Genomic DNA, 23,243 nt, shown 5'->3' with positions numbered 1-23,243 from the left:
GGAGATGCAAGGTGGGTGATCTCGGCACGACTCTCTGGAGCCAGTTGCTGGCCTTCAACTGGGCCGGGCTGCTGCGGGCGCTGATCATCCTCGGGGTGGGCATGCTACTGGCCCGGGTGGTCTCCCGCGCCGCCGGCCGCGTCCTGGCCCTGCGGCTCGATCTGCACCAGACCACCATCCTGCGCCGGGTGATCTTCTACGTCATCGTCGGCCTGGCGATCGCCTCGGCGCTGCATCAGCTGGGCTTCCGCCTCGGCGTCCTGCTCGGCGCGGCCGGCATCCTCACCGTCGCCATCGGCTTCGCGTCCCAGACCTCCGCGTCCAACCTCATCAGCGGGCTGTTCCTCATTGCCGAGCGGCCCTTCCAGATCGGCGACTTCATCCAGGTGGCCAACGAGGCGACGGGCGAGGTGCTTTCCATCGACCTGCTCTCGGTGAAGATGCGCACCCGGGACAACCTGTTCGTGCGCGTGCCCAACGAAACCCTGGTCAAGGCGCAGGTAACCAACTACTCGCGCTTTCCCATCCGCCGCTACGACCTCATGCTGGGTGTGGCCTACAGGGAGGACCTGGACCGCGTGCGGGAGGCGCTGGAGGCCGCCGCCGACGCCAACCCCCTGTGCCTGGAGGAGCCCCGGCCGCAGATCTTCTTCCAGGGGTTCGGGGCCTCGTCCGTGGACCTGCAGTTCTCCGTGTGGGCGCTGCGGGAGAACTTCCTGGACCTGCGCAACAGCCTGCCCCTGGAGGTCAAGAAGGAGTTCGATGCCCGCGGCATCGAGATCCCGTTCCCCCATCTCAGCCTTTACGCCGGCAGCGGTACGGGTCCTTTCCCGGTGACGCGCGGCGCCGGGGCGGAGGACGGAACCCGCGAAGCTGATCCGGATCAAGACGAGGGAGGGCGGAAAGGGTAGCCTGGACGCGTCTCGATGCAGTGCACCATCCCGGGCGGCGGGCGCCCCGGGGTGGTGGCGATAAAGGGGTTGCCGCTATGTCGGATTTTCTGTCTCTGCAGGGCAAGCGCGGGCTGGTCGTCGGCGTTGCCAACGAGGATTCCATCGCCTGGGCCTGTGCCCGCGCCTTCCACGAGCTCGGCGCCGAGCTCGCGCTTACCTACCTCAACGACAAGGCCCGCCCCTACGTCGAGCCGCTGGCCGAGCGTGTCGGCGCCGACCTGTTCCTGCCCTGCGACGTCCGTGAGCCGGGCCAGCTGGAAGCCGTATTCGACGCCATTGAATCCCGGTGGGGCCGGCTCGACTTCCTGCTGCACTCCATCGCCTTCGCGCCCCGGGAGGACCTCCACGGGCGCGTGGTGGACAGCAGCCAGGCGGGCTTCCTCCAGGCCATGGACGTGTCCTGCCACAGCTTCCTGCGCATGGCCCGGCAGGCCGAGCCGCTGATGCCCGACGGCGGCACGCTGCTCACCGTGACGTTCTACGGCGCCGACAAGGTCGTGGAGGACTACAACCTCATGGGCCCGGTGAAGGCGGCCCTGGAATCCAGCGTGCGCTACGCCGCCGCCGAGCTCGGGCCGCAGGGCATCCGTGTGCATGCGCTGTCGCCGGGCCCGCTGAAGACCCGGGCGGCATCCGGAATCCAGCGCTTCGACGAGCTCCTGGAGCGCACCCGCGAGCGGGCGCCCCAGCACAGCCTGGCGGACATCGACGATGTCGGTGCCATGGCCGCGTTCCTGGTGAGCGACCGGGCGAAGACACTCACCGGCAATATCACCTATATTGATGCCGGCTATCACGTTCTCGGCTGAGGAGGCGGACATGGGGAATACGGACATCCCGCGGGAGCACCACCGCCAGCTCAACCGGCTGCTGGAGCAGGCACAGGGGCTGGAGGCGCTGCGCATGGCCGTCGTCCACCCCGTGGACGAAGCCAGCCTGGCCGGGGCCCTGGAGGCCGCCCGGCGCGGGTTGATCGCGCCGGTCCTGGTCGGCCCGGAGCACAAGATCCGCGCGTGCGCGGATGCGAACGGCCTCGATCTGGGGCAGGCCGAGATCGTCGCCACCGAGCACAGCCATGAAGCCGCGGAGACCGCGGTTCACATGGCCGCGCGGGGGCATGTCGGGGCGCTGATGAAGGGCAAGCTGCACACCGACGAGCTCATGCGCGCCGTGGTGGCGCGCGGCGGCGGGCTGCGCACCGAGCGCCGCATGAGCCATGTCTGGACCATGGACGTGCCCACCTACCCGCGGCCGCTGCTGATCACCGACTCGGCGCTGAACATCGAGCCGGATCTTCTCACCAAGGCGGACATCACGCGCAACGCCATCGATCTCGCCCGGGCCCTGGACGTGGACAACCCCCGGGTGGCCATTCTCTCGGCCACCGAGGAGGTGAACCCGCAGATCCGCTCCACCATCGATGCCGCGGCGCTGTGCAAGATGGCCGATCGCGGCCAGATCCGGGGCGGCCGCCTGGACGGCCCCCTGGGGTTCGACAATGCCATCTCCGAGGAGGCGGCACGCACCAAGGGGATCCGCTCCGAGGTGGCGGGGCTGGCGGATATCCTGCTGGCACCGGACCTGGAGTCCGCCAACATGCTGGGCAAGCAGCTCCACTACCTGGCCGACGCCGAGGCCGCCGGCATCGTCCTCGGTGCCCGGGTGCCCGTCGTGCTCACCAGCCGCGCCGATGACCTGTTCTCGCGGACCGCCTCCTGCGCCGTCGCGCTGCTGCTGGCCGAGCACCAGCGCAAGGGGAGGATGACGTGAGCGCCGATGCCACCCTGCTGGTGCTGAACGCGGGCTCGTCGAGCATCAAGTTCGCCGTCTATCCCTGGGATGCGCCCGGGGGCGGCCCGGACCGCAAGGGGCAGGCCCACGGCCTGGGGGGTGACCGCCCGCGACTGCGCATGACCACGGCCGGGGGCGAAACCGCCGAGGAGGATCTGGCCGAATCGACGCACCGCCACGCGCTGCAGCGCCTGCTGGACTGGCTGGACGAGCACGTGGGCTACGGCAGCCTGCATGCCGTCGGACACCGCATCGTCCACGGCGGCACGGATTTCCATGCCCCGGTCCGGCTGACGGACGCGAACATGGACGCCCTGGAGGCGCTGTCCGGCCTGGCGCCGCTGCACCAGCCCCACAACCTGGCCCCCGCCCGCGCCCTGGCGGAGCTGCGCCCGGAGCTGCCCCAGGTGGGATGCTTCGATACCGCGTTCCATCGCACCCAGCCGGCGGTGGCACAGCGCTTCGCCCTGCCCCGGGAGTGGACGCAGCGCGGCGTGCTGCGCTACGGCTTCCACGGGCTGTCCTACGAGGCCGTTGCCGCGCGCCTGGCGCAGGACTACCCGGATCTGGCGCAGCGGCGGGTGATCGTCGGGCACCTGGGCAACGGCGCCAGCCTGTGCGCCCTGGATGCCGGCCGCAGCGTGGCGACGAGCATGGGCTTCACGGCGCTGGACGGCCTGCCCATGGGGCAGCGGTGCGGCGCCCTGGACCCGGGGGTGGTGCTGTACCTGCTGGATCAGGGGCTCAGCCGCGACGAGATCGAGGACATGCTCTACCATCGCTCGGGGCTGCTGGGCATGTCCGGCATCAGCCACGACATGCGCCAGCTCCTGGACAGCGACGCCCCGGCCGCCGCCGAGGCGGTGGCCACCTACGTCTACCGCGCTGCCCGCGAGATCGGCTCCCTGGCCGTGGCGCTGGGCGGTCTGGATGCGCTGGTGTTCACCGCCGGCATCGGCGAGAACGCCGCCGCGGTGCGCCAGGGCATCGTCGAGCAGCTGGCATGGCTGGGGTTCCGGCTCGATACCGAGGCCAACCGGGCCAACCGCCGCGCCGTGCAGGCCGAGGGCAGCCCGCCGGTGCTGGTCATCCCCACGGACGAGGAGGGCATGATCGCCCGCCACACCCGGGCGCTGCTATCGTAGTCCCTGGGTGAAGCACACGTGGGAGCGGCTTCAGCCGCGATCCGTTTCCAGGCATCCCCAAGGGTCCGGCAACTGCCATGAAACGCGTCTACAGCACCGACAGTCCACTCCTGGTGGGGCACATGCGCAACCTCCTGGAGCTGGAGGGCATCCGCTGCTTCACGCGCAACATGGGCCTGGTCGGCGGCGCCGGCGAGCTGCCGCCCACGGCCGTGTGGCCGGAGCTGTGGGTGGAGCGGGCCATCGATCACGACCGCGCCGAGGAGATCATTCGCGAGGCCCAGGCCGAAGGTCCCGCCGCGGGGAGCCACTGGCGCTGCCCGGGCTGCGGCGAGGAGCTGGAGCCCCAGTTCGGTCAGTGCTGGAACTGCGGCACCCGGCGGCCCCGGGAGGAGTAGACCCTGACGGCACCCGCAGCGGGGACCGCGGTTCCGTGCCCTCAAGTTTCTTCATTCAGCAGGTATCGCCGCCAGTCCACCCGGTCGTCGGCATAGGCGAGCACGTCGCTGGTGGTCAGGGCGCGCCGGGTGTTGTAGCGCACCGGGCGCAGGGTGGCCATGTCCGCGAGGTGGCCGCCGGCGGCCTCGAGAATGGCCTGCGGGGCGGCCATGTCCCACTCGGAGATGGGGCCGTAGCGCGGGAACAGGTCCGCACCGCCCTCGGCGATCAGGCAGAACTTCAGCGCCGCGCCCCACACGCGGGTGTCGTGCTCCGGGAGCTCCGCCAGCGCGGCGCGGGTCCGCGGTCCGGGGTTCCGGCGGCCCAGCACCACGCGCAGCGGGTGGCGCACGCGGGGGGCCGCGCGGATGGACAGCGGTTCCTCCCCCTCGGCCTGGCGGAATGCGCCCAGCCCGGGGCCGCCGAACCAGGTCACGCCGAGAGCCGGGGCGTGGACGACACCCAGGACCGGGCGATGGTCTTCCACCAGGGCGATGTTGACGGCGAACTGGTCGGACCGGGCCACGAACTCCCGCGTCCCGTCCAGGGGGTCCACGAGCCAGTAATGCCGCCAGCCGCGTCTCTCGCGGAAGGCGGGCGCCGTGGTCTCCTCGGAGACGACGGGCAGCGCCGGCGTCAGGCGGGCCAGGGCGTCGCGGATGATCTCGTTGGCCCGGTCGTCGGCCGGCGTGATGAGGGAGGTATCCGCCTTGGTCGCCACGGCGAAATCGTCCCGGTAGATACGCAGCACCGCCTGGCCCGCCCGGCGCGCGATCTGGCAGGCCTGGGGCAGAAGCCGTCGCAGGGCATCGCGGTTCACCGCGCCTCGCTTCCTCCCTGCCGGCGGCGGATGAAATCCCGGGCCAGGTAGAGGGCGGCAATGGAGCGCCCCTCGCTGAACTCCTCCTCCATGACGAGCGCTTCCAGCTCGTCCAAGGGGCGCTCGACGACTTCCAGGGGCTCGGGCTCGTCTCCGGGGGCGGACTGGGGATACAGGCCCTCGGCGAGGATCACCTGGGTATGGTGGCCGAAGTAGCCCGGGGCCAGGCTCAGGGCGCGGATCGGCGTCAGGCGCTCGGCGGCGTAGCCGATCTCCTCCATGATCTCGCGGTTGGCGGCCGCCAGCAGGTCCTCGCCGGGCTCCACGCGGCCCTTGGGCAGGCCCAGCTCGTAGCGTTCCACGCCCACGCCGTACTCGCGGATGAGGACCAGGGTGTCATCGCGCAGCACGGGCACGACGATGACCGCCCCCACCCGGCCGGAGCCGCGCATGCGCTCGAATTCCACCTGGGTGCCGTTGTCGAAGCGCAGCTCCACCGCCTCGATCCGGAACAGCCGGGAGCGAGCGACGGTGCGGGTATCGAGGATCGCGGGTTTGTTCGGCATGAATGCGGGGTCTCTCCGTAGCTTGCGACAGGGATGACGCGTCCCAGTCTACACCCTCGGTGCGTCGTCGCGCGGCCCAACCGGGGGGCGGCCCGGGTGGCAGTGGATGATTGACATGCCGATGTGCCCCCGCTATCGTTCACCGTTAACGACCGGCCGCCTCGTATCCAGGGAGCGCGCCCAACGCGAACCCCCGCTTCGCATTTCCACGACATCGATCATTTCTGAACACTCCGAACCCAAGCACTCTGGAGGCACGCAACCGTGAGCGGAGAGATAGTCTACGTATCGGACGACAATTTCGAGCAGCAGGTCCTGCAGGCCAGCGAGCCGGTGCTCGTGGACTACTGGGCAGAATGGTGCGGCCCGTGCAAGATGATCGCTCCGATTCTGGAAGAGATCTCCAACGAGTACGAGGGACGGCTGAAGATCGCCAAGCTGAACATCGACGAGAATCCGGAGACCCCGCCGAAGTTCGGTATTCGCGGGATTCCGACGCTGATGCTGTTCAAGAACGGCAATGTCGAGGCGACCAAGGTCGGCGCACTTTCCAAGTCGCAGCTGGCGGCGTTCATCGACAGCAATCTCTGAGCGCCCGGGCGGCGGCAGCCCCCGCCGGGGCAGAGACGCCGGGCACGGCGGCCGCTCCCCGCGGCCGTCGGCGACAACACCCCAGGCCCCGCATACCACGAGCCCGAGCTGGGCGATTGATGCAGCGGGATAACAGTGAAGGGCGAGCGCGCGGGGCAGGTCCCGATGCAGCTGCCCGCACGAGGGACCGGCCCCTTGCAGGCCACCCCGGGGGCTACGGGTAACGATAGGTAGCGGTTGCGGCCACCACCGGCCGTGACGATCCACGAGCATTCTGAACCATGTCGGCCGCGGCGCGGGTGCGACACCAACGGCGGGCGTAGCCCGCGAATTCCGATCAACTCTTACTGACAGACAACGCCATGAATCTGACCGAACTCAAGAAAATGCCCGCCAAGGAGCTGCTGGACCTGGCCCAGGAGCTCGGGATCGAGGGCATGGCCCGCTCGCGCAAGCAGGACCTTATCTTTGCCGTCCTCAAGGCGCACGCGAAAAAGGGCGAGGACATCCACGGGGACGGGGTGCTGGAGATCCTCCAGGACGGCTTCGGCTTTCTCCGCTCGGCGGACAGCTCCTATCTGGCCGGCCCGGACGACATCTACGTCTCGCCCAGCCAGATCCGGCGCTTCAGCCTGCGCACCGGCGACACCATCTCCGGCAAGATCCGGCCGCCCAAGGAAGGCGAGCGCTACTTCGCCCTGCTCAAGGTCAGCGAGATCAACTTCGAGCCGCCGGAGAACGCCAAGCACAAGGTCCTGTTCGAGAACCTCACGCCGCTGTTCACCCGCGAGCGCTTCCGCCTGGAGCGGGGCAACGGCAGCACCGAGGACCTCACCGCCCGGGTCATCGACATGTGCGCGCCCATCGGCAAGGGCCAGCGCGGGCTCATCGTCTCGCCGCCCAAGGCCGGCAAGACCATGATGCTCCAGAACATCGCCCAGAGCATCGCCGCCAACAACCCCGAGGCCTACCTGATCGTGCTGCTCATCGACGAGCGCCCCGAGGAGGTCACGGAGATGGCGCGCTCGGTGCGCGGCGAGGTGGTCTCCAGTACCTTCGACGAGCCCGCCAGCCGCCATGTCCAGGTCGCCGAGATGGTCATCGAGAAGGCCAAGCGCCTGGTCGAGCACAAGCACGACGTGGTCATCCTGCTGGACTCCATCACCCGCCTGGCCCGGGCCTACAACACCGTGGTGCCGTCCTCCGGCAAGGTGCTCACCGGCGGTGTCGACGCCAATGCCCTGCACCGGCCCAAGCGGTTCTTCGGCGCCGCCCGCAACGTCGAGGAGGGCGGCAGCCTGACCGTGCTCGCCACCGCCCTGGTGGAGACCGGCTCGCGCATGGACGAGGTCATCTACGAGGAATTCAAGGGCACCGGCAACATGGAAGTGCACATGGACCGGCGCATCGCCGAGAAGCGCATCTTCCCGGCCATCAACATCAACCGCTCCGGCACCCGCCGCGAAGAGCTGCTCATGCCCCAGGACGAGCTGCAGAAGATCTGGATCCTGCGCAAGGTCCTGCACTCCATGGACGAGCTCGCCGCCATCGAGTTCGTCCTGGACAAGCTCAAGGACACCAAGGTCAACAGCGAGTTCTTCGAGGCCATGAAGCGCTGACCAACCGGGAGTCAATACCTGGAGGAGGAGAGGCGGCGCCCCGCGGGGCGCCGTTTTTTTGAGGAGCGATGCGGACAGGGGGATCCTGCCCTGATACGGCATTCCTTTGTAGGAGCGGCTTCAGCCGCGACCTGTCGCAAGCGCTTGCTTCCGGACTTGTCGGGGCTGAAGCCCCTCCCACAACGAGACGGGGGTGGTTCGCGAGAACCGCCTCTGGAGCGAATTGTTCGTGAGACCGATCCGGACTGGCCTGCCTCGGCAGGCCGGTGAGCGGTGTCTTTTGGTGGGAGCGGCTTCAGCCGCGACCGCTTCCAGAGTGGCTTCTGAGCCTCAACCTCCCGCCCCTCCATCCTCCACCCAGACCGCATCCCACAGCGGATAGTCCCCGATGTGCTCCACCAGGCCGGCGCGCAGGGGGTTGGCGACGATGTAGCGGGCGAGCCCTCGCAGGTCCGTGTCGGCGCGTACGGCGTGGTCGTGAAAACCGGCCTGCCAGACGGGGCGATGGCGTGGCGTAACCCGCCCGATATCCCGGGCGGACCAGCCCTTCACGCGCTGGACGACGGAAGCCAGGTCCATGGCACCGCGAAGATGAAGCAGCCAGTGCAGATGGTCCGGCATGATCACGTAGCAATGGGTGGGTGCCACGGGTTCGATTCGCCGTAAGGCCCGGACCACCAGCCGACCGGCTGTGAGGTCGCGGAAAACGGGGCGACGACCCGCCGTGACCGCGGTAACCAGATAGGAATGATCGGCCAGAGATACACGGCCGCGCCGCAGGGCGGCGTACCCTGGGCGCTGGGGAGTCCTTCCCATGGGGCAGATCCTTCTGCTTCCGAGTCATTTTTTGCTTGTCGGGGCTGAAGCCCCTCCCACAAGAACCGGGATATGGGCCGGCACTGGTTGTGGGAGGGGCTTCAGCCCCGACGAATCGAACCGCTAATCCTCGGTCACCAGCACATCCTCCTCTCCGGGCCCTTCACCCTCGACCAGGCTTACGATGGCGACATCATCCCCGGCGAAGTCGATGACCTCGACCACGCCCTTGCGGCTGCCCGGGCGCCAGGCCACCGGGCGGCCGCCGGGGGTGCGGATGATGCTGGGCTCGCCGCGGACGGCGAGCTGCTGGCCCTGCTCCAGGCCCGCGGCCCGGCCGGCGTTGATGGCCCAGCCGTCGTCCTGCCGGGAGAATGCCCGGGCGTGCCAGGGCGCGGTGTCCAGGCGGTCCACCGTGGCGATCAGGGCCTGGTCGGCGAAGGCGCGCCAGGCCCCTTCGGGGACCTCGCCGTCGACCTCCGGCGCCTCGCCCACGCGGGTGGCATGCTCGTGGTCCAGGACCACGTCGTAGCTGGACCAGCGCAGCTCGTTGCCGTCGACGTCCACCCGGAGGACGGCGCGCAGGCCGGGGTAGAGGGACAGCGCCTCGGCGCAGGTGGATGGGTCGGCGGCGTCGCAGCCGGCCTCGGCGAGGCTGTCCCGGGTGGCGCCGTCGCCCATGAGCACCACCGGGTGGTCCGGCGCCACGTCGCGGAAGGCAGCGGCCAGCGCATCGGCATCACCGCTGAGCAGCAGGCCCACCCGGGTGCGCGGCTGGTCCGTGTCCACGGGCTCCCGGTCGCTGCCGCGCGCGTCGGCGCGTTCGCTGCGCTGCTCCTCCAGCTCCCGGATCGCCTGCTCCAGCTCCGCCAGACGCTCCTCGTCCGCCTCGGCGGTGCCTTCCTCGTTGCCGAACAGGTCCCGGAACAGGCTGGGCCGGTCCGACCAGTCCTCGTGCTCGAGGCCGTAGGCTTCCTGATAGCGGCTTCTTTCCTCCTCGGTCAGGCCGTCACCGGCACAACCGGCGAGGAGCAGGACGCTCAGGGTGATCGTGCCAAGGGCTGCGGTCGGACGTCGCATCATGCAGGCTCCGCATATTCGTGAAAAGGCGAGCATAGGAGAGCACGCGGTCAGGGGCAATCCCAACGCGCCGGGCCATGCCGTCAGAAGCGGAGCACGCCGCCGGCCTCGAACCAGGACTCGCTGTAGGGATTGTCGCCGACCGCGCCGTCGTCGACTCCCGCGCCGTTGTCGTGCCAGACGTGGTTGTACTCCAGGCGCAGCCGGGTATTGTCCCACAGGCGGAACTCCGCGCCGGCGCCCAGGCGCAGGCCGTTCAGGAGGTCGCCGTCGCGGAATCCCGGAACCAGCGGGCCGCTGCGGGATGGCAGGTAGCCGGCCCGTCCGTAGAGCAGGGTGTCCGGCCGTACCAGCCCGCCCATGAGGCCGGAGATTCCCAGCGGGCCGCGCGGGGCGGGGTCGGCGTCGTCGAGGGCGTGGGCCGGGCGGCGGCTGCCGAAGCTCGGGTCCAGGCCGGCCTCGCCGCCCAGGTACAGGCCCCCGCGGCTCCAGCCGAAACCGCTGTAGCCGCTGAGCAGGGCGCCGGCGCGGTCCGCATCCAGGCCCAGCGCATCGCCGTGGTACGGGGACCGGTAGCTGCTGCCGGTCACCGAGCTGCTGGGGGCTGCCCCGCCCAGGCCGGCATAGGGGCCGTTCCAGTCGCCACCGTGCACGGGCCCGGCTGCCAGCAGCAGGCCCGCGGTTGCGAGAAGAGCGAAACGGGTCGTCACGGCGCTTGCCTCGTCCATGATGGGGATTCCGTGAATGTAGCTCCGTTGCATCCGCGCGGCAAGGTGTTGTTTGTGAGAGACAGCACAAAAAAGGGCGCCCGCGGGCGCCCTTTTTGATCACTCCAGTCAGTGCAAGCCCTAGAACTGGGTCTCCACGTTCAGGCTCGTGGCGTAGCTGTCCTTCTCGCGCATGCCCAGAGCGTTGAAGTAATCCTCCGTCTGGGCATATCCCGCCGTAGCGTAAACGGTCGTGGATGGCGTCAGGCTGTAGTGCGCCTGAAGGTCCGCGAACATGACGTCCTCATCCACGTCGTTGGCGGTCGTGTTGACAGCCGTGCCGGCAGCCAGCTCATAGTTGACCCAGCCGACGGCCCCCATGAACGTCCAGTCCATCACGTCGTAGGTGCCGCGGGCGGCAACCAGGGTGCGGGTGTCGTCGGTCTGATCGCCGAACGCACTTCCTTGACCGGTACCTTGACCGCCGAGATTCAGGCCGCCGATGCGCGTCGGTGACTGGCTGTGGTCCGGGCTGTTGTGGATCAGGCTGGAGAAGGTGTCATAGCCGCCGGCAACCAGAGTCCCCTTGGCCATGTACATGACCTGCGCTTCTGCCTTGAATTCCGGCGTGAGCTGGAAACCGCCACGGAGATATGTGCCGTAGGTGTTCTCGGTGTAGACGCTCCCGCGGCTGTCGCCGAGATAGTGCCCACCGACCTTGTAGTCGAAGTTTCCGGCTTCGCCGGCAACATAGGGTGCGAAGAGCTGGGCGCCGCGCAGTGCATAGCCAGCGGAACCGGCGCCGGAGTCACTGGATTCCCAGCGCGTGTACAGGACACCGTAGTTCATGCCCTGCGCGAGTGGACCCAGCACCGCGAGGTTGAGCTGGTTGCCATCGAGCGCGGCGTTGTTGCCGGTGGCTGTAGTCTGGTCCGTGGTGCGCCGGTCATAGCTGGGCGCAAAGACATGGCCGCCGCCGAGCGGGATGACGAAGCCGATGCGGTCACGGCGGTCGTCGCTGGCGGTGAAGTTGTGGTTCCAGTTGGATGCCTGGCGGCCGATGTTCATGCGGCCGATGCCGATGGGCAGGCTGATGTAGCCGAGATCAAGATCAACGCCACGATGGTCGCGGTTGCTGAAAGGCTGCTCGTCAAGACCGCCGTCGCCGCTGGCGTCACCGGTCCACCGGTCATTGAACAGGTTCAGGCGCGTGTGGACTTCAACGCCCCCGTCCGTTTCAAAGGCCGCCTGCAGACGGATGCGCTGCTGCATGCCGCTGGTGCGATCGGAGCTCTGCGCAGCAGCCCCGTTGCGGACGTTGTAGGCGTTGAATTCCGCATCGCCGCCGAACTCGACCTGTGCGAAAGCCGCCGGGCTGCCGATCAGGGCGGCGAGAGCCAGAGCTGAAGTCACTTTTTTCATGGATGCTTCCCCTTGAGATTTCTGTTTTGGTACTTCCGTGGGTGCATCGGCGGTTGCTGCCGCCGCCGGGCCCCCCACACGACCCGGTGGGTGTTGCCACCCGAAAGCCCACCGGGTTGTTGCGCAAATGCCACGAGACAACCCGGCGAAGTGTCTACGACACGTACAAACGTGTTTACTACAATCTTTCGCAATGATCAACAATGCTAAGAAACTACTTTAAGTTTCGTTGCTAAATAACAACAAATGAAGGGTAAAAACGCAGAACCGTCGATGGTGTCGCGGCTGCTGCCGGGCGCCCGGGGAAGTGTGGATGGCGTGGGTAGCGCAAAAAGCAAGGGATATCCGTTCTCCGTTCCCGGAAAGCCACTTCCTGATGCCCGGGTTGTCATTGTTTCCGCCGAGTATAGCCATGTGAGCCGTCGCGTCGAGGGCGAGTTGTGACGCGTTGCAACAAACCGGCGGTGTGTAACAGCGGCTTGTGGTGCCGTTGCGCGAGGTGGATTCCCGGACTGGTCGGGGCTGAAGCCCCTCCTGCGGAAGATGCGAGGGATCGGGTCCGCTATTTCCGGAACAGCCAGAAGATGATGGTGATGACCACGCTGACAACGATGCAGGTGGTGATGGGGAAGTAGAAGCTGAAGCCCTCGCGCTGGATGACGATGTCGCCGGGCAGCCGGCCCAGGCCCAGCTTGCTGATCCACGGCCAGAGCAGGCCCGCGGCCAGGACGAGGATGCCGGTAATGATGAGGATGCGCTGCATGGGCCCGAAGATACCGGAGCCGGGGAAAGGCAGGCAATTCCGGCCCGCCGGGGCGCACGGCAGGTGTGCCGCGGTTCCTCGACCCGTGCCGCCGGCGCCCGGACCTGGCAATCGGCCCGGAAACGTTAGTAGACTCTTGCAGCCTTTCCGGAACAAACGCAACGCAGCCGAGACGCCATGCCTGACAATCCCAATCCCCAGGGCAAGGGGCAGGTGCCGGTGCTGGCCGCCCTGGCCGAGGGGCAGCGGGCGGCGCGGGCGGTACCCGCCAAGAACGTGGAGCAGGTGTCAGTGGAGCTGTTCACCTCGCTGTTCGTGCTGGAGAGCGAGTTCGGTTTCCAGCCGGTGGTCGGCGAGTCGTACTGGCTCTACCACAAGGAGGGCCGCTTCCGCCTGTCGCCGCTGCCGCCGGACCAGTGGTCGCCCACGGTGTACGGCCGCTACATCGGCGAGTGCCGGCTCCAGGAGGACATGAGCTGGACGCTGATGCTGGCCGAGGAGGTTGCGGAGGACCCGGTGTTCGTGCGCTACCTGGAGGAGCGCCGGGCCCGCTTCGAGGAGGCCCTGGAAGCGGCGGACACCCTGGAGGACGCGCTGCCCGTGCACGACGGGCGGCTGCCGTTCTACCAGCGTGCCTACGCCTACGGCCTGGCGCATTCCCTGGGCGCGTCCATGGAGCGTTCAGGGATCCGCGAGCTCTCCTACAACGAGGCCCGTGGCCTGCTTACCCATCAGTCCGACCGCTAGGACGCCGAGGAGCGGTCGCGACCCTCGCGCTTGGACTGGCGCAAGGCCTCGTCGGCGCGGAGGACCACAGACTCGATGGCCGTGTCCGCGGTGTCCCGGCATGCCACCCCCAGGCTTATGGAGCAATGGGTGTTGCTCCGGACCAACGTGCGCAGCCGCTCGGCCGTGCAGCGCGCGTCGGCAAGACCGGTGCCCGGCAGCAGGATCACGAACTCGTCGCCGCCGACCCGGCCCAGCCGGTCGGAATCGCGCAGAGCGTCCTGGACGGTGCGCACCAGATCCACCAGCACCGCGTCGCCGTAGTGGTGACCGTGGTCGTCGTTGAACGACTTGAAGTGGTCGACATCCAGCATCACAACGGAGAGCTCATGGTCGTACCGGCGCGCCCGTTCCAGCTCCTCGGTGCCGATGCGGTAGAGGACGCGCCGATTGAGCGCATGGGTGAGGCCGTCCCGGCTTGCCTGCTCCTCAAGCTGGCGGTTGAGTTGCTCCAGCTCGCGAGTGCGCGCGGCGACACGCTGTTCCAGGCGCACATTCTGCTCCTCCACCGCCCGACGGGCACGATAAATGTCGGTGACATTCTGGGAGATGCCGAACAGGTGCCGGATCGTGTCCTGATCGTCCCGAATGGGCACGAGCAGCGTCAGCCAGTGGCCGCGGCGCTCGGCCCCGACGTCGTCCAGGTACACGCCGCGTTCCTCGTAACGCAGTGGTTTGCCGGCTGCGACGCACCGCCGATAGTTGGCAAGGATCTCGTCACAGCCGGGGGCCGGCAACAGCTCATCCAGGCGCCGGCCGAGGCAGTCGTGCAGCGGTCGGTTGAGCAGAGCGTGCTGTGCGGGGTTGATGGCTTCCACGACGAACGTGTCGCCGGGAAGAACCCCGATGACGAACATGTTCTCGGGGAAGTGGGCCCAGAGGTCCTGGATCAGCTTCCAGCCCTCCCGCTCGCCGAGCAATGACAGCGGATGGCCGGAATCCGGATGATGCGGGACGGTCACTAGGCAGCACTCCAGGCCGGGCCCGCGCTGCCCGGAAAATCTGGACCGATTGCCTCAAATAGTCGTCCATTCCGTCGGCGGCGGCAAGTGCCGGGAGGCGTCAGGCCTCCCGGACCCGCCCGTTGGCGCGGGGCTCCGCGGTGCCGATGGCGTCGCGCAGAGCCGCCCGGGTGTGCCGGAAGGCCGCGCGGATCAGGCCGGCCACGTACTCGTCCCGGGCCCGGCGGGCTTCCCGCTCGATGCGCGCAATCTGGTCCACGGAGTAGGTGCGATCGATCTCGAAGGCGTTCGTTCTGGCCATGGTGTTTCCCTCCTTTGGGACGCTCGTTCAGTATGGCCAGTACTTTACAGCCGATGACGCATCGCATCATCCGGGTTTGCCTCACATTACCTGTGATTCTGCGGAACAGACATGAAAAATCCTGTGCTCTTGAGGCTCAGCTTGTCACAGGGTTGAAGGGGGGCGCGGCCCGTGCTCCAGCAGGCCGCGCACGACGTCCAGGCCGCGACGGACGTCGTCCAGGGAAGCCGGCGCCGACAGTGCCAGGCGGATCGCCTCGGGCACGGGCTGATGGCCCACGGCGAAGGGCTCGCCGCTTTTCACGTGGACACCCTCGCTGGCGCAGGCGGTGACGAAGGAGCCGGCCCGCCAGGGCTCCGGCAGGTGCAGCCACAGGTTGAATCCGTAGGGCTGCGCGCGGAACGTGTGTCCCGCGAGCCGGTCCGCCGCCAGGGCCTGCCGCTCGCCGATGGCCCGGCGCTGCCAGTCGGCGATCTCCCGTGCCAGCCCCGACGTGATCCAGCGACAGGCGAGCTCCGCGTTCAGCGGCGGGGCCATCCAGCAGTGGCTCCGGAGAGCGTCCTCCAGCGGGCGCACGAGGTGCCCCGGCGCCCGCAGGATTCCCACCCGCAGGCCGCCTGCGAGGATCTTGGAGCAGCTGGTGACGTACAGCACCCGCTCCGGGGCGAGATCCACCAGATTGGGCGGGCGCTCGCTGCCGTCCACCAGGTGGACCTCATCCTCGATGAAGAATACGCCGTACCGGCGGGCCACGGCGGCCAGCTCCCGGCGGCGCTCCTCGCTCATGCACGCCGTGGTGGGGTTGTTCTGGTTGGGCACGCAGTAGACGGCACGCACGGCCCGCTGCTCGCACAGCCGCGCCAGGGCCGAGGGGATCATGCCCTCGTCGTCCAGCGCTACGGGCTGCAGGTCCAGGTGCTGCTGGCGGGCGGCGGCGATGAGTCCCGGGTAGGTCAGCGCCTCGGTGGCGACGGTCTCACCGGGCCGGGCGAGGACCTGCAGCGCCAGGTGCACGGCGTGCAGGCCGCCCAGGGTGAGCAGGACCTCGTCACCGGCCAGCGCCACGCCCCAGTCCGCGAGCCAGTCGCGCAGGGTGTCCCGGTGCCGTCGCAGGCCGGCCTCCGGCTGGTAGGACAGGGTGTCATGAAGTGCCGCCGGGTCGTCCGCCAGCCGCCGCAGGGCATCGGCCAGCATGCTCTCGCGGCGCGCCGGCACCGGCAAGGCGAGGCCGAAGTTGACGTCGCCGTCGGTCGGCGCTTCTGCCGGGATGCCGAAGGGCACCCGGTGCCCGTCGCCGTCACCCAGCACGTAGGTGCCGCTGCCCACGCGGCCGCCCACGAGCCCCTGCCGCTCGGCCTCGGCGTAGCCCCGCGTCACGGTGCCCACGGTCACGCCCAGGGCCTCGGCCAGCTGCCGGTGGGTCGGCAGCCGGTCGCCGGGCTGCAGGGTCCCTCCGGAAATGTCCTCGGCGACGGCGGCGGCGATGGCCTTGTAGCGGGGGCCAGGGTAGCGCTCCAGCTCGGGTTGCCAGAATGTCATGGTTACAAAAATCCGATTGCATGCATTTTGTGCAAGTGTAATCTTGTTTTTGTCGTTAAAACAGGCCAAAAAGCCCAGTATTTCGTTTATTTGTATCGATACAATCAGGAGTGGGTCAACCCATGAACGCTCTGGACTTCGACGGCTTCTTCCTGCCGGTGGTGCTGTTCGCGTTCGCGATGTCGGCCACCCCGGGTCCGAACAACGTCATGCTCACGGCCTCCGGCGCCAACTATGGCTTCCGGCGGACCATCCCGCACATGCTGGGGATCTCGGTGGGGTTTCTCACGCTCATCACGGTGGTGGCCGCCGGACTGGGCGCGCTGTTCGTCACCTATCCGCCGGTGAAGACCACGCTCGAGGTCGTCGGCGCGCTCTATCTGCTGTACCTGGCGTGGCGCATTGCGACGGCGGCACCGAAGACCGAGGTCGATGCCGGCGGCCGGCCCATTACCTTCCTGGAGGCGGCCGGCTTCCAGTACGCCAATCCCAAGGCCTGGGTGATGGCGATATCGGCGGTGAGCGCGTTCACCGTCAACGGCGACGCCTACGTGATCTCGGCGATCGCGGTGGCGCTGACCTGCTCACTGGTCAACCTGCCGTCGATCAGCATATGGGCGGCGTTCGGCACCGGCATCGGCCGGCTGCTGCACACGGCCCGGGCGTGGCGCTGGTTCAACCGCGTCATGGGCGGGCTGACCGCGGCCTGTGTCGTGCTCATCGCGCTGGACTGAACGGGGCAGCCTCGCCGGTGGGCAAAGGTGGCACGCGAGCGGCTACGAGGCGGCGCAGGCGCGGACCCGCGATACCAGGGGGCCGCCGTCGGATCGTCGGCCTCCCCGCGGTGCGAGCCCACTCCGTGGCGCCGCCCGTGCCGGCGGTCGTCAGCTCTCCAGGCGCCGGTACCAGTCGGCGACGGCCTCGCCGATGGCCTCCGGCGAGTCCTCCTGGATGAAGTGGCTGCCGGGCACCGTGACCTCCGTCTGGTTGCGCCACCGGCGGCAGCTCTCGCGCGCCGGGCCGGTCAGGATGGCGCCGGGGTCGGCGTTGACGAACAGCTTGGGCAGATCGTTGTCCGCCATCCAACGCGCGTAGTCGGAGGCGATCTCGTGGACGTCGGCGGGCTCGCCGTCCAGGGGGATCTGCCGCGGCCAGGTGAGCGTCGGCCGCCGCGCCTCGCCGGGCTCGGCGAACGGGCGGCGGTAGACCGCCATCTCGTCGTCACTGAGCCCGCGCAGCACCGAGCCGGGGAGCACCCGCTCGACGAACAGGTTCTTGTCCAGGACCATTTCCTCGCCCGCCTCGGAGCGGAAGCCCTGGAAGATGGGCTTGATCGACTCCGGCCACTCCGCCCAGGACAGCGGGCGCACGATGGCCTCCATGTAGGCGATGCCCCTGACGCGCTCCGGGTGCCGGCGGGCCCAGTCGAACCCCAGGGCCGAGCCCCAGTCGTGGATCACCAGGGTGACCCGGTCGCCGAGGTCCAGCTGCTCCAGCAGCGCATCCAGGTATTCCCGGTGCTCGACGAAGCGGTAGCGCTCCGGACCCGGGTCGTCCAGCTTGTCGGAGTCGCCCATGCCGATGAGGTCCGGCGCGATACAGCGCCCCAGCCCCTCCAGGTGCGGGATGATATTGCGCCACAGGTACGACGACGTGGGATTGCCGTGCAGGAAGACGATGGCATCGCCGCTGCCGCGCTCGACGTAGGCCATGGTCCTGCCGTGGACGGTGGCGGTCTTCTTTGCGGGTTCCTCGCTGGAGATCATGGTCTCTCCTCCATTGTGTTGTCGGGGCGCCCGGGGGCCCGCCCGGTCTGTGCGCCGGTCTTGGCCGGACACGATAACCCGGGTATGGTCCCTGCGCTTTGCGAACCGAGTATGTCACTGCAGACAGGGAGACGAGAACCATGCAGGTCTATTTTGCCGGGGCGCTGTTCGGGCTGGCGGAGAAGCGCTTCAACCGGCAGCTCACCGACGCGCTGAGCGGGCGCCTGGACGGCGTGGACTTCATTCTGCCCCAGGAGCGCGCGCAGCAGTTCCTGGGCCGGGAGGACTGGTCACAGTGCATGTTCGCCGACTGCCTGGCGATGATCGATGCCAGCGATGCCGTGCTCGCCGTGCTGGATGGACCGGATGCCGACTCCGGCACCAGCCTGGAGCTGGGCTACGCCCACGCCCGCGGCGTGCCCGTGGTGGGCGTGCGCACCGATTTCCGCGGCGGCGAGGACCGGGGTCTCAACCTGATGCTGGCCAACGTCTGCCGTACGCTGCTGCTCGAGCCCGTGGATGCGCTCGACACCCTGGCGGACCGGCTGGTGCCGGTGCTCGCGGAGCTCCGTACGCGCTCGGGCTGACTGCCCCCGGAGGGGCCGCCCTCTGGTCTGCGTATTCCGGGGCCGCGTACGGTAGGCTGGTGTCCCGGCTCCCGGGGACGCGCCAGTGCCGCGGCCGACAGCGCCGCCAGAGCAGGGCGCGTCCCCGGGAATCGGGACACGACGGCACGGAGACCGACACGGAAGGAGGGCGCATGGCCCTGGATGCGGATGTCATCGTCGTCGGCGCCGGGCTCGCGGGGCTGGTGGCGGCGGCGGAGCTGGCGGACGGCGGGCGCCGGGTCGTCATCGTCGACCAGGAACCGGAGCAGAATCTCGGCGGGCAGGCGTACTGGTCCTTCGGCGGGCTGTTCTTCGTCGACTCGCCGGAGCAGCGGCGCATGGGCATCCGCGACTCCCGCGAGCTGGCCCGGCAGGACTGGCTGGGCACCGCCGCCTTCGACCGGCCCGAGGACGCCTGGCCGCGCCGCTGGGCCGAGGCGTACCTGGATTTCGCCGCCGGCGAGAAGCGCGCCTGGCTGCGGTCCATGGGCCATCGCAGCTTTCCGGTGCTCGGCTGGGCCGAGCGCGGCGGCTACCATGCCGGCGGCCACGGCAACTCCGTGCCGCGGTTCCATATCACCTGGGGCACGGGGCCGGGGCTGGTGGAGCCGTTCGAGGACCGGATCCGCCGGGCCGAGGCGCAGGGGCGCGTCACCCTACGGTTCCGCCACCGGGTGGACGAGCTGCTGACCACGGACGGCCGCGTGGACGGGGTCCGCGGTGCCGTGTTGTGCCCCGACGATGCACCCCGCGGCCAGGCCACGTCGCGGGCGGAGACCGGCGCCTTCGCCCTGCGCGCCCAGGCCGTGATCGTCGCCTCCGGCGGCATCGGCGGCGACCACGAGCTGGTTCGCCGCCACTGGCCGCAGCGGCTGGGCCCGCCGCCGGCGCACATGGTCACCGGCGTGCCCGCCCACGTGGACGGGCGCATGCTGGAGATCGCGGGCACCGCGGGCGGGCGGCTGATCAACCGCGACCGCATGTGGCACTACGTGGAAGGGCTGCACAACTGGAACCCCGTCTGGCCGGGGCACGGCATCCGCGTGCTGCCGGGGCCGTCGGCGCTGTGGTTCGACGCCCGCGGCCGCCGCTTCCCGGCACCCCTGTACCCGGGGTCCGATACGCTGGGCCAGCTGGCCCACCTGGCGACCACGGGGTTCGATTACAGCTGGTTCGTGCTCAACCAGAGTATCATCCGCAAGGAATTCGCCCTGTCCGGCTCCGAGCAGAACCCGGACCTCACCGGCCGCAGCTGGCGCCTGACCGCCCGGCGCGCCGTGGGCCGCAAGGCCACCGGGCCGGTGGAGGCGTTCAAGGAACACGGGGCAGATTTCGTGGTCCGTTCCTCGGTGCGGGAGCTGGTGGACGGCATGAACGCGCTCACGGGGGACGACCTTCTGGATCCGGCGGACCTGGAGGCGCAGATCGCCGCCCGCGACCGGGCACTCGACAACCCCTTTTGCAAGGATTTCCAGATCATGGCGATTCACAACGCCCGCCGATTCCTGGGGGACAAGCTGATCCGCACCGCCCGGCCCCACCGGATCCTGGATCCGAAGCACGGCCCGCTCATCGCGGTGCGGCTCAGCGTGCTCACGCGCAAGGCCCTGGGCGGTCTGGAGACGGACCTGCAGGCACGGGTCCTGGGCGCCGACGGGGCCCCGGTGCCGGGGCTGTACGCCGTTGGCGAGGCGGCCGGGTTCGGCGGCGGGGGCATGCACGGCTACCGCTCGCTGGAGGGGACGTTCCTGGGCGGCTGCCTGTTCACCGGGCGCACGGCCGGCCGTGCCGTAAACGAGGCGCTGGGATAGGGCCGATGAGCACCATGGCACGCTGGACCTCCTGGCTGCTCGTCGTGGCGGCGGTGCTGGCCGCCGCCGGCTGTGCCCGCTCGGCCGAGCGCCCGGTGGGCCCGGGTCCGACGGAACCCGCCCTCGCCGGCGAGCACATGATCGCCGCCGACGGCTACGAGCTGCGCCTGCGCCGGTGGCTGCCGCAGGGGCGGCCCGAGGCCGTGGTGCTCGCCCTGCACGGCTTCAACGACTACGCCGGCGCCTTCGATGTGCTTGCCGGTCCTCTCAACCAGGCCGGCATGGCGGTGTACGCCTACGACCAGCGCGGCCATGGCGCCTCCGGCCCGCGGGGCGTGTGGGCCGGCCGCAAGCTGCTGGTCGACGACGCGGTCACGGCCATCGATCTCCTGCACCAGCGCTATCCCGGTCGCCCCGTCTACCTCCTGGGCGCCAGCATGGGCGGGGCCGTGGCGCTGCTGGCCCTGGATCGCGAGCCCGCTCCGCAGGTGGCCGGCACGGTCTTGCTGGCCCCGGCCGTCTGGGGTGACGAGGTCATGCCCTGGTACCAGCAGTTCGGGCTGTGGCTCGGGGAGGCCGTGGCCCCCGGGATGCGGCTCTCGGCCCAGCTCGGCCAGATGCTGGGCAAGAGCCCCACGGATCAGGACGAAGTGCTCCAGCAGCTGCGGGACGACCCGCTGGTGCAGCGCGAGGCTCGGGTGGATACCCTGGAGGGGCTGTCGGAGCTCATGGACGACGCGCTGGAGGCCACCGCCCGCCTGACCGGGCCGGCGCTGATCCTGTACGGCGACGAGGACGAGATCATTCCCGCCGAGCCGGTGTGCCGGATGCTGGACCGGCTTCCGGACGCCGGCCGAACGCCCTGGCGCATGGCCCTCTACCCGGAGGGCTACCACATGCTCACCCGCTACTCCGGAGCCGGCCAGGTGCGCGCCGATATCCGCGCCTGGCTGCTGAACCACGGGGCGGCGCTGCCCTCGGGCCACGAGGTGACCCGTGCCGAGGCGCGCAGTGCCCTGTGTGACTGACCGCTATTCTCATTCACCCGCAAACACCGCACACTGGATTCGACAGAATGATCTCATCGCCCCGGGGCACGGCGGACTGCGGGGACCGGCGGGGGCGCGCATGAGGACAGTATGTACAGCAGCGAAGAAGAACGCCGGGCGGTGCGGCGCGCGGCCCGCATGGGACTGGTCTACGCGCTGTTCGGGGCGCTCTGGATCACGTTCTCCGATCAGATCACGGTATGGCTGTTCTCCGAGCCGGCGGTTCGCACGGCCGTGCAGACCGGCAAGGGCTGGATTTTCGTCGGCATCACGGCTCTGGCGTTCTTCCTGATCCTGCGGCGCCGGTTTCTCCACGATGCGCGCGTGCTCGCCGAGCGCGAGGCCGAGCGGCGCGAGCTGGAGGAGCTGAACCAGTTCCGCGAGGCCGTGATCGACAATGCCAGCATCTGGATCAACGTTCTCGACCGCGGCGGCTCCGTGACGCTGTGGAACAAGGCCGCCGAGCAGATCAGCGGCTATTCCCGTGACGAGGCGCTGCTCGGGAGTACCGTCTGGGAGTGGCTCTATCCGGACCCGGAATACCGCGATCGTATCGCCGGGGCGATGCGTGATCTCATGCGCAGCGGCGGGGACCTGGATGACTTCGAGACCCGTATCCGTACCCGCGGCGGCGAGGACCGCACCATGCTGTGGTCGTCGCGGCGCCTGTTCGGCGTCGGCGGCACGCCCATGGGCATCGTGGCCATCGGTCGCGACGTGACCGAGAGCCGGCGCACCGAGGAGGCACTGCGCGAGCGTGAGCGCGAGCTGGCCACGCTGCTGGGCAACCTCCCCGGCATGGCCTATCGCTGCCGCAACGACGCCCACTGGACCATGCTCTACGTGTCCCAGGGCGCCCGCGAGGTGACCGGCTACGAGCCGGAGCAGCTGCTGGACAACCGCGAGGTGGCATTCGCGGACCTGATCCTCCCCGAGGACCGGCAGAGCGCCGACGAGGCGGTCCAGCGCGCTCTTGCCGCCGGGCGCTCGTTCGCCCTGGAGTATCGCATCCGGCGGCGCTCCGGGGACGAGGTCTGGGTCTGGGAGCAGGGCTGTTCCGTGGACGGCGAAGACGGCGCGCGGCTGGAAGGCATCATCATGGAGATCGACGAGCGCAAGCAGATGGAACGCAAGCTTGCCAGCCTCGCCATCCACGACCCCCTGACCGGCCTCTACAACCGGCGCGAGCTGGACCAGCAGTTCGCCGACGAAGTCGAGCGTGCGCGCCGCTACGAGCGCCCGCTGGCCCTTCTCTGGCTGGACGTCGACGAATTCAAGGGCATCAACGACCGCCTCGGCCATCTCGTCGGCGACGACGTGCTGCGGGCGCTGGCGCGGCTGCTGCAGGACAACATCCGCAACGTGGACTACGCGGCCCGCTACGGGGGCGAGGAGCTGGCCGTGGTCATGCCCGAGATGGGTGTGGACGAGGCCCGCGAAGCGGCGGCCCGGCTGCGCGCCCTGACCGGCGACCGGCCGCTGGTGGTGGACGGGGCCGGCGCGGTGCGGGTGACCGTCAGTGTCGGCGTCGCGGTATTCCCCGACCACGGCGGCTCCGCCGACGAGCTGCTGCAGGCGGCCGATGAGGCCATGTACGCCGCCAAGCGCCTCGGCCGCAACCGCATCTGCGTCGCCGGCAACGCTGAGACCTGACCGGGCCTTGCGGCAATGGCCCTCGTTCGCGGGGTCCCGCCGGGTTGCCTCGGGGAG

At 69.3% G+C, this 23,243-nt stretch carries 24 protein-coding genes; 13 read left to right on the top strand and 11 right to left on the bottom strand.

The window, feature by feature from the left end:
• Window positions 1-11: 11 nt before the first annotated feature.
• The 5 genes from QWY84_RS01320 to QWY84_RS01300 all read left to right on the top strand — a co-directional run bounded on the left by QWY84_RS01320 (window position 12) and on the right by QWY84_RS01300 (window position 4,287).
• Window positions 12-911, top strand: coding sequence for a mechanosensitive ion channel family protein (locus tag QWY84_RS01320; RefSeq protein WP_290200643.1), 900 nt, complete (start codon window positions 12-14; stop codon window positions 909-911).
• Window positions 912-988: 77 nt separating this feature from the next.
• Complete coding sequence (fabI, locus tag QWY84_RS01315; RefSeq protein ID WP_290200642.1) at window positions 989-1,762, top strand: enoyl-ACP reductase FabI; 774 nt, start codon at window positions 989-991, stop codon at window positions 1,760-1,762.
• A 10-nt stretch (window positions 1,763-1,772) separates the two neighbouring features.
• Window positions 1,773-2,723, top strand: coding sequence for a bifunctional enoyl-CoA hydratase/phosphate acetyltransferase (locus QWY84_RS01310; RefSeq protein WP_290200641.1), 951 nt, complete (start codon window positions 1,773-1,775; stop codon window positions 2,721-2,723).
• Window positions 2,720-3,889, top strand: coding sequence for an acetate/propionate family kinase (locus QWY84_RS01305; RefSeq protein ID WP_290200640.1), 1,170 nt, complete (start codon window positions 2,720-2,722; stop codon window positions 3,887-3,889). The genes QWY84_RS01310 and QWY84_RS01305 overlap by 4 nt, the downstream gene beginning before the upstream one ends.
• 77 nt (window positions 3,890-3,966) lie before the next feature.
• A complete protein-coding gene (locus QWY84_RS01300) occupies window positions 3,967-4,287 on the top strand; it encodes a putative signal transducing protein (protein ID WP_290200639.1) in 321 nt (106 codons plus the stop codon).
• 41 nt (window positions 4,288-4,328) lie between these two features.
• Here QWY84_RS01300 and cysQ read toward each other — a convergent pair whose 3' ends face one another.
• Entirely contained in the window at window positions 4,329-5,147 is an 819-nt protein-coding gene (gene cysQ / locus QWY84_RS01295) for a 3'(2'),5'-bisphosphate nucleotidase CysQ (RefSeq protein ID WP_290200638.1), read from the bottom strand.
• Window positions 5,144-5,713: an ADP compounds hydrolase NudE gene (gene nudE / locus QWY84_RS01290; protein WP_290200637.1), complete on the bottom strand. Its 570-nt coding sequence runs from the start codon at window positions 5,711-5,713 to the stop codon at window positions 5,144-5,146. Before nudE ends, cysQ begins: the two co-directional genes overlap by 4 nt.
• Window positions 5,714-5,977: 264 nt before the next feature.
• On the opposite strand from nudE, the gene trxA reads away from it, so the two are divergent.
• Together trxA and rho are read left to right on the top strand one after the other, a co-directional pair.
• Window positions 5,978-6,304 (top strand): thioredoxin TrxA, encoded by a 327-nt coding sequence (trxA, locus tag QWY84_RS01285; protein WP_290200636.1) that lies wholly within the window; start codon window positions 5,978-5,980, stop codon window positions 6,302-6,304.
• A 362-nt stretch (window positions 6,305-6,666) separates the two neighbouring features.
• Window positions 6,667-7,923 carry a transcription termination factor Rho gene (gene rho, locus QWY84_RS01280; RefSeq protein WP_290200635.1) on the top strand — a complete coding sequence of 419 codons (1,257 nt, stop codon included), beginning with the start codon at window positions 6,667-6,669 and terminating at the stop codon, window positions 7,921-7,923.
• Between the two features lie 330 nt (window positions 7,924-8,253).
• Here the strand turns inward: rho and QWY84_RS01275 are convergent, their stop codons facing one another.
• From QWY84_RS01275 to QWY84_RS01255, 5 genes are all read right to left on the bottom strand, one after another.
• The gene (locus QWY84_RS01275; RefSeq protein WP_290200634.1) at window positions 8,254-8,739 is read right to left on the bottom strand and encodes an REP-associated tyrosine transposase; all 486 of its coding nucleotides are present in this window, start codon (window positions 8,737-8,739) and stop codon (window positions 8,254-8,256) included.
• Between the two features lie 123 nt (window positions 8,740-8,862).
• Window positions 8,863-9,822, bottom strand: a complete 960-nt coding sequence (locus QWY84_RS01270; protein ID WP_290200633.1) for a hypothetical protein — start codon at window positions 9,820-9,822, stop codon at window positions 8,863-8,865.
• Between the two features lie 80 nt (window positions 9,823-9,902).
• The gene (locus QWY84_RS01265; protein ID WP_290200632.1) at window positions 9,903-10,547 is read right to left on the bottom strand and encodes an outer membrane protein; all 645 of its coding nucleotides are present in this window, start codon (window positions 10,545-10,547) and stop codon (window positions 9,903-9,905) included.
• Window positions 10,548-10,667: 120 nt separating this feature from the next.
• On the bottom strand, window positions 10,668-11,948 hold the full coding sequence (locus QWY84_RS01260) for a porin (RefSeq protein ID WP_290200631.1): 1,281 nt from the start codon (window positions 11,946-11,948) through the stop codon (window positions 10,668-10,670).
• A gap of 562 nt (window positions 11,949-12,510) precedes the next feature.
• Window positions 12,511-12,711 carry a DUF2905 domain-containing protein gene (locus tag QWY84_RS01255; protein ID WP_290200630.1) on the bottom strand — a complete coding sequence of 67 codons (201 nt, stop codon included), beginning with the start codon at window positions 12,709-12,711 and terminating at the stop codon, window positions 12,511-12,513.
• A 177-nt stretch (window positions 12,712-12,888) separates the two neighbouring features.
• Here QWY84_RS01255 and QWY84_RS01250 point away from each other — a divergent pair, with 177 nt between their 5' ends.
• Window positions 12,889-13,458, top strand: coding sequence for a DUF2452 domain-containing protein (locus QWY84_RS01250; protein ID WP_290200629.1), 570 nt, complete (start codon window positions 12,889-12,891; stop codon window positions 13,456-13,458).
• Here QWY84_RS01250 and QWY84_RS01245 read toward each other — a convergent pair.
• From QWY84_RS01245 to QWY84_RS01235, 3 genes are all read right to left on the bottom strand, one after another.
• Window positions 13,455-14,459 (bottom strand): sensor domain-containing diguanylate cyclase, encoded by a 1,005-nt coding sequence (locus QWY84_RS01245; protein WP_290200628.1) that lies wholly within the window; start codon window positions 14,457-14,459, stop codon window positions 13,455-13,457. The two genes, QWY84_RS01250 and QWY84_RS01245, sit on opposite strands and share 4 nt — an antisense overlap.
• Before the next feature lie 100 nt (window positions 14,460-14,559).
• On the bottom strand, window positions 14,560-14,760 hold the full coding sequence (locus tag QWY84_RS01240) for a hypothetical protein (protein ID WP_290200627.1): 201 nt from the start codon (window positions 14,758-14,760) through the stop codon (window positions 14,560-14,562).
• Between the two features lie 144 nt (window positions 14,761-14,904).
• Complete coding sequence (locus tag QWY84_RS01235) at window positions 14,905-16,299, bottom strand: aminotransferase-like domain-containing protein (RefSeq protein WP_290200626.1); 1,395 nt, start codon at window positions 16,297-16,299, stop codon at window positions 14,905-14,907.
• 122 nt (window positions 16,300-16,421) lie between these two features.
• Here QWY84_RS01235 and QWY84_RS01230 point away from each other — a divergent pair, with 122 nt between their 5' ends.
• Window positions 16,422-17,033 carry a LysE family translocator gene (locus tag QWY84_RS01230; RefSeq protein WP_290200625.1) on the top strand — a complete coding sequence of 204 codons (612 nt, stop codon included), beginning with the start codon at window positions 16,422-16,424 and terminating at the stop codon, window positions 17,031-17,033.
• A gap of 150 nt (window positions 17,034-17,183) precedes the next feature.
• Here QWY84_RS01230 and QWY84_RS01225 read toward each other — a convergent pair whose 3' ends face one another.
• Window positions 17,184-18,065 carry a haloalkane dehalogenase gene (locus tag QWY84_RS01225; protein WP_290200624.1) on the bottom strand — a complete coding sequence of 294 codons (882 nt, stop codon included), beginning with the start codon at window positions 18,063-18,065 and terminating at the stop codon, window positions 17,184-17,186.
• 140 nt (window positions 18,066-18,205) lie between these two features.
• Here QWY84_RS01225 and QWY84_RS01220 point away from each other — a divergent pair, with 140 nt between their 5' ends.
• From QWY84_RS01220 to QWY84_RS01205, 4 genes are all read left to right on the top strand, one after another.
• The gene (locus QWY84_RS01220; RefSeq protein WP_290200622.1) at window positions 18,206-18,652 is read left to right on the top strand and encodes a nucleoside 2-deoxyribosyltransferase; all 447 of its coding nucleotides are present in this window, start codon (window positions 18,206-18,208) and stop codon (window positions 18,650-18,652) included.
• A gap of 173 nt (window positions 18,653-18,825) precedes the next feature.
• The gene (locus QWY84_RS01215) at window positions 18,826-20,484 is read left to right on the top strand and encodes an FAD-binding dehydrogenase (RefSeq protein WP_290200620.1); all 1,659 of its coding nucleotides are present in this window, start codon (window positions 18,826-18,828) and stop codon (window positions 20,482-20,484) included.
• Between the two features lie 5 nt (window positions 20,485-20,489).
• A complete protein-coding gene (locus QWY84_RS01210) occupies window positions 20,490-21,512 on the top strand; it encodes an alpha/beta hydrolase (protein ID WP_290200618.1) in 1,023 nt (340 codons plus the stop codon).
• 111 nt (window positions 21,513-21,623) lie between these two features.
• Window positions 21,624-23,186 carry a sensor domain-containing diguanylate cyclase gene (locus tag QWY84_RS01205; protein WP_290200617.1) on the top strand — a complete coding sequence of 521 codons (1,563 nt, stop codon included), beginning with the start codon at window positions 21,624-21,626 and terminating at the stop codon, window positions 23,184-23,186.
• Window positions 23,187-23,243: the final 57 nt, after the last annotated feature.

The sequence above is a fragment of the Aquisalimonas lutea genome, from assembly GCF_030409225.1.
Lineage (GTDB): Bacteria > Pseudomonadota > Gammaproteobacteria > Nitrococcales > Aquisalimonadaceae > Aquisalimonas > Aquisalimonas lutea.
The sequence above is the reverse complement of the archived record's forward strand: the minus strand, read 5'-3'. Positions and strand labels throughout refer to the sequence as shown.

Bases quoted from the DNA above. Each gene is read 5' to 3' on its own strand.
- fabI (WP_290200642.1), top strand. From the start codon at position 989: ATGTCGGATTTTCTGTCTCTGCAGGGCAAGCGCGGGCTGGTCGTCGGC.
- QWY84_RS01310 (WP_290200641.1), top strand. From the start codon at position 1,773: ATGGGGAATACGGACATCCCGCGGGAGCACCACCGCCAGCTCAACCGG.
- QWY84_RS01300 (WP_290200639.1), top strand. From the start codon at position 3,967: ATGAAACGCGTCTACAGCACCGACAGTCCACTCCTGGTGGGGCACATG.
- nudE (WP_290200637.1), bottom strand. From the start codon at position 5,713: ATGCCGAACAAACCCGCGATCCTCGATACCCGCACCGTCGCTCGCTCC.
- rho (WP_290200635.1), top strand. From the start codon at position 6,667: ATGAATCTGACCGAACTCAAGAAAATGCCCGCCAAGGAGCTGCTGGAC.
- QWY84_RS01275 (WP_290200634.1), bottom strand. From the start codon at position 8,739: ATGGGAAGGACTCCCCAGCGCCCAGGGTACGCCGCCCTGCGGCGCGGC.
- QWY84_RS01270 (WP_290200633.1), bottom strand. From the start codon at position 9,822: ATGATGCGACGTCCGACCGCAGCCCTTGGCACGATCACCCTGAGCGTC.
- QWY84_RS01265 (WP_290200632.1), bottom strand. From the start codon at position 10,547: ATGGACGAGGCAAGCGCCGTGACGACCCGTTTCGCTCTTCTCGCAACC.
- QWY84_RS01260 (WP_290200631.1), bottom strand. From the start codon at position 11,948: ATGAAAAAAGTGACTTCAGCTCTGGCTCTCGCCGCCCTGATCGGCAGC.
- QWY84_RS01255 (WP_290200630.1), bottom strand. From the start codon at position 12,711: ATGCAGCGCATCCTCATCATTACCGGCATCCTCGTCCTGGCCGCGGGC.
- QWY84_RS01250 (WP_290200629.1), top strand. From the start codon at position 12,889: ATGCCTGACAATCCCAATCCCCAGGGCAAGGGGCAGGTGCCGGTGCTG.
- QWY84_RS01240 (WP_290200627.1), bottom strand. From the start codon at position 14,760: ATGGCCAGAACGAACGCCTTCGAGATCGATCGCACCTACTCCGTGGAC.
- QWY84_RS01235 (WP_290200626.1), bottom strand. From the start codon at position 16,299: ATGACATTCTGGCAACCCGAGCTGGAGCGCTACCCTGGCCCCCGCTAC.
- QWY84_RS01230 (WP_290200625.1), top strand. From the start codon at position 16,422: ATGAACGCTCTGGACTTCGACGGCTTCTTCCTGCCGGTGGTGCTGTTC.
- QWY84_RS01225 (WP_290200624.1), bottom strand. From the start codon at position 18,065: ATGATCTCCAGCGAGGAACCCGCAAAGAAGACCGCCACCGTCCACGGC.
- QWY84_RS01220 (WP_290200622.1), top strand. From the start codon at position 18,206: ATGCAGGTCTATTTTGCCGGGGCGCTGTTCGGGCTGGCGGAGAAGCGC.
- QWY84_RS01215 (WP_290200620.1), top strand. From the start codon at position 18,826: ATGGCCCTGGATGCGGATGTCATCGTCGTCGGCGCCGGGCTCGCGGGG.
- QWY84_RS01210 (WP_290200618.1), top strand. From the start codon at position 20,490: ATGAGCACCATGGCACGCTGGACCTCCTGGCTGCTCGTCGTGGCGGCG.
- QWY84_RS01205 (WP_290200617.1), top strand. From the start codon at position 21,624: ATGTACAGCAGCGAAGAAGAACGCCGGGCGGTGCGGCGCGCGGCCCGC.